At 39.6% G+C, this 4,384-nt stretch carries 4 protein-coding genes and 1 pseudogene; 1 reads left to right on the top strand and 4 read right to left on the bottom strand.

What is annotated here, in order from left to right; translation table 11 throughout:
* The 4 genes and pseudogenes from IQ242_RS17755 to IQ242_RS17740 form a co-directional block, all read right to left on the bottom strand.
* Positions 1 to 432, bottom strand: a pseudogene (locus IQ242_RS17755) (chromosome partitioning protein ParA); the annotation flags it as partial.
* Between the two features lie 32 nt (positions 433 to 464).
* Positions 465 to 938 (bottom strand): hypothetical protein, encoded by a 474-nt coding sequence (locus IQ242_RS17750; RefSeq protein ID WP_081417847.1) that lies wholly within the window; start codon positions 936 to 938, stop codon positions 465 to 467.
* Between the two features lie 186 nt (positions 939 to 1,124).
* On the bottom strand, positions 1,125 to 2,435 hold the full coding sequence (locus tag IQ242_RS17745) for a mechanosensitive ion channel family protein (protein WP_193960882.1): 1,311 nt from the start codon (positions 2,433 to 2,435) through the stop codon (positions 1,125 to 1,127).
* Between the two features lie 22 nt (positions 2,436 to 2,457).
* On the bottom strand, positions 2,458 to 3,729 hold the full coding sequence (locus tag IQ242_RS17740) for an extracellular solute-binding protein (protein ID WP_052276505.1): 1,272 nt from the start codon (positions 3,727 to 3,729) through the stop codon (positions 2,458 to 2,460).
* A 444-nt stretch (positions 3,730 to 4,173) separates the two neighbouring features.
* Here IQ242_RS17740 and IQ242_RS17735 point away from each other — a divergent pair.
* Positions 4,174 to 4,384: hypothetical protein (locus tag IQ242_RS17735; protein WP_193960881.1), on the top strand; the 211-nt coding region annotated here is incomplete at its 3' end.

The raw sequence follows: 4,384 nt of genomic DNA, 5'->3' as shown, positions 1-4,384 counted from the left end.
CAGATGATAGTTGACGGTACGGCCCCGGGCCGTTGCGGTTCCGTAGGTATTGATCGGAATGGTCGCGTAGGGCTGAAATTTAATCTGCCAACCTCGATCCTCTTGGCCTTGGGGAGCGGGATTTTCCGGTGCGTTCGGGGTCGCAGCTGGGGTGGGTTCTGTGGGGGGAGAGGCTGGCAAAACGGGCGCTCCTACTCCCGCCAGATCCTTGGCACAGGCACTGTCGGGTAATTCCTCGGTTCGGGTTTCCCCCTCGAATACCAAGGGGGCGACCCTATTGGTCAAGGGGGTAAAACCCTCACAGAAGGAAGGGGCAACGGTCAGGGGAGCGATCGCTTTCCCGTCATCTATCGCTTCGGCAAGAACACTGGGGACGGGAAACGATAAACCGAGCAAAGTCCAGATCAGCAGGCGGCAGGGCGAGAATCCCATAATTTTTCACTCCTCACTATTAAAAAAACGCTCTAGCGGTAGCAGCCGACAACAGTTACCGTGTAGGTCTTGCCGAAATGGTTGACACCACCGATAAAAAGATTGACTTGATAGGGTTCATCGTTGGGTTCCGGTGTGGCGGTAATAGTCAGGGGTTTACCCGGGTCGATCCGTACATCTTGTTGGTTAAAAAACTGTCCCGTGGTTTGATCGCTGTACTTGAGGTACATCTGAATATCGAAGGAACCACCCTCATCCGAGGATATAGTGGCCACGAATTTTTGCCAGTTGCGATCGCTCGGAACCGCCCAATCGGTATTCCAGTTATTGCGAGTGATATCGACACCGAACACAGTAGGAACGGTCGGTTGAGAAACGGTCTTGGTTACTTGGTTTCCTTGACCACCGATCAAAGGTATCGGGACGCAGGTTTCTGAGGCACTAAGGGGCAAATTTAAGGCAAGGACAAGCGATAAAGTACCAAGCCAAGTAGGACGAAAAAGCATCAGCAAAACCTCGATAAATTAATCTGGGAGATTTTGATTCTATATGATTGAGTATCTCTGAATATACTATCTTATGTCAAGACATTAACTATTAATAAAAAACAATAAATACATGGATTTAATAAGTGGAATTGATATATCTTCAGATGAAAATAATCAGCTAGGGTTTTTGACCAGAATAAATTGCTAATCATTGCGAATGTGAATATTTTGTTGCGGGAAGGGAATCTCGATACCCTGTTGAGTAAACTTGGCGAGAATAGCACAATTAATATCACTAATTACTCGCTTTTTTCTGTTGACATCATCCAACCAAAACTTTAATTCAAAGTTTAAACTAGAATCGTCAAAATTAAGAAAAAAGGCTACTGGTTGCGGTTTTTTAAGTATGTGAGGATGTTGATCAGCAATGTCTAGCAATAAATTCATTACCTGTTGTGCGTTAGAATTATAACCAACTCTGATAACAATTGAACAATAAATCAAGTTATCACTACCCGTATAGGTGGTGACATCCTCAGTAAAAAACTTTTGATTGGGAATAATTTTTTCGGAATTGTCTGTAAGAATTTGCACTGTTGTCGCTCGAATACCTAGCTTTTTTACCTGAGAAGTCTGTCCTTCAATATTAATGATATCACCAGGTTTGAGAACTTTTTCAAATAATAGTAAAATACCGCTAATAAAATTACTGACTACTTGCTGCATACCGAAACCAATACCCACCGATAAACCGCCAGTAATTGCCGCTATTGCCGTGGCATTAACTCCCACATAACCCAAGATGAGAATAAAACCTAAGACAATGAAAAAATAACGTCCTAAAAGTAAAGTTGCTTCAATTTCACCGCGACTAGCTTGCTGATTTAAATTAGTAATACTCAGAATTATACTTTCTATAAGAATAACAATAATTACCAGAAAATAGGGAGCTATTATCAAAATAAATATGCTTCTCAATGTGATCGGACTATTAAATAAATTAAAGGGAGATACTTGAGCAATTTCCTGAATATTATTGTAGAAACTAATAATTGTTCTCAGGAGTAATAATAGCAATAAAGGTGCTAAAAGCCGCAAATGATAATATTTAATTGTCTTGACGGAAAACTTGGCGTATAATCCAGCTAATAAACCACGATAAACTAAATAAAACCACATTAATTTTATGCATAAACTAATCATTCCTCTTGTCCAGTTTTGACCGAAAAAAATTAGATAACTTAAGTCAAGTAAAATTAGGCTAATAACTGGAAAATTAAGAAACTGTATCAGGATAGCAAAATATTGACGGAGGGTTAACTTTTCATCACTATGGATCAAACTGGTAACGTGAGGAAATCTTTTTTCTAAGTAAGACCATAACCATTTTGATAATAACCAAGCAAGAATTAAAGACAGAAAAATGATCGTTAATTGATTTTGAACATTTCTGCGTCCTAAAAATAATAATTGGTTAGCAATTATCTCCGAAAGAGAGGGGATATTGTTGTTCATGTTAATTTATTTTCCCGACTTCTTAATCAAGACCTGATTGAATATAAAGTGTCAGTTTTTCGGCCGCTGCTGAGGAAGATATTTCTCCGGCGATCGCTCTTTCATACCAAAATTCTCCTTGTTCTAAAATTTGATTCGACTTTTCCCAATCATCCAGAGGAACTGCCACGACATTTTGAGATTGTTGTAATAATACCGATTCGATCGGTAGTAATTTTCCTTCGATCTGCACCCGTCGATTAGTGGGAATAAAACTTTCTGTTTGGGTGATTGCTTGTAATTGTTGTTCGGGATTAGTGAGAAATTTTCCTAAAGCTAATCCCAAACGATTTTCATTATCACTATTATTGCGATTAAATACCATCACCCGTGTATAGAGAATTGGTGCTGCTTTACCTTGAGTTTCTTGGGGAAGTAAAGCGACTCTGAGATCATCTTGTAGACTGTTTTTTAAATCGGCAATTTCAATAGAACTACACACATAATAGGTTAAGCGGCCTCTAGCAAAAGCATCATGGAGTAATTCCCGTTGACGATTGAGGATAAAATTAGGCTGTGAAGCAGCAAATTTTAGCCATTCTAGCCATTTTGCCCAACCATATAGGCGAGGTTGCAGCCTGCCTTGATCATCCCACAAATAGCCGCCAAAAATTGCCATTCCCCAAAAAGTATCTTCAAAAGAGGAAACTATCCCCACAGAATAACCTTTGCGCGCACGTTCCACTAATCCCTCTAAACTGGTGGGAGGTTGCTTTAGCTCCGGATCGGGACTAACTTGTAATTTTTTTTGATTATAACACAGTACATTGGTACGAGAACCTAAGGGAATGCCATAGATTTTTCCTTGATAGCTAACTTGTTTCAGGGTTGGAGGATAATAAATAGATAAATCTAGATTTTTCTGGTCAATTTCCTCCAGTATTCCTTGAGATACTAATCTGGGTATATTTCTCGAAAAAATTAGAATAACACTCGCACCCAATCCGCTTTGAGATTGTTTAAAAAAACGTTCGGGTATCTCATCGACAGGAATAGCTTGTTCGAGAATTGTCACTTGCGGATTTAATTTTTCAAACTCTTGCAACCCGAGACCTAGTACTTCAGTTAAATTTCCCTCTTCTGGATACCAAACCGAGAGAGTTCCCTGCAGTTGCTCCGATGATTGAGTAGGAAGATCACTAAAACAAGCATAAAGAAAAATTGGCATCAAGATAAAAAGCAATAGGAGCGATATAATTCCCCTTATTTTTTTACTTCTCCAAGCAGTTTTAACTCTGAGCATTAGGGATTGCATCGATCGTGATCCTTCAAAAATATTGCCATAGATCCATAGTACATGAAAAGGTGACTAATAATCCTCATCAGAAAAATAATTAACATGATCTTTTGTCAAGAGCCACCAGTATAGCAACAATCCCAGTTAAAAATTTGTGCGAGTTAAACTGCTGACCTATCTAAATTATCCGTTAAGACCAGATGAGGGCAGGGAAAGAGCCAGTTTCCTAGTTGGTTTTATAACACTATAACACCCAGTTTAAATGGGCAATAGCTTAAGGAAGCTGTGCTTAGTACGAGGGAGATTTCTGTTATTAATAATTATTTCATGACGAGAGAGTGATACCTGCATTAAACTGTATCAACCATGACCCCACCGAAGCGATCTTTACTATATAATCATGGTATAAGAAACCTCGACCCCAAATATTGTATTTCAACCCAAACACCAAAGGAGTTAAATATGACTGAACCTTTAAGCGCGATTGTGTTGGTAACGTTAGCAATCCAGGAGTTCGTTAAATCAGGTACAGGAGATTTGGCCGAGCGTTTTACGGCGGAGACTGTGGCGAAAATTTCTGTATTATGGGGAAAGATTAGGGATCGGTTAACGGGAAAATCGCTCAAGGTCAATGAAGCATTAGCTAAATTGGAAAGTGGGGACAGTACGGCCA

It is taken from the genome of Microcystis sp. LEGE 08355 (genome assembly GCF_015207185.1).
GTDB lineage: Bacteria > Cyanobacteriota > Cyanobacteriia > Cyanobacteriales > Microcystaceae > Microcystis > Microcystis panniformis.
The sequence above is the reverse complement of the archived record's forward strand: the minus strand, read 5'-3'. Positions and strand labels throughout refer to the sequence as shown.

Excerpts from the sequence above, each read along its gene's own strand:
- IQ242_RS17740 (WP_052276505.1), bottom strand. The coding sequence starts at position 3,729 with ATGCAATCCCTAATGCTCAGAGTTAAAACTGCTTGGAGAAGTAAAAAA.
- IQ242_RS17745 (WP_193960882.1), bottom strand. The coding sequence starts at position 2,435 with ATGAACAACAATATCCCCTCTCTTTCGGAGATAATTGCTAACCAATTA.
- IQ242_RS17750 (WP_081417847.1), bottom strand. The coding sequence starts at position 938 with ATGCTTTTTCGTCCTACTTGGCTTGGTACTTTATCGCTTGTCCTTGCC.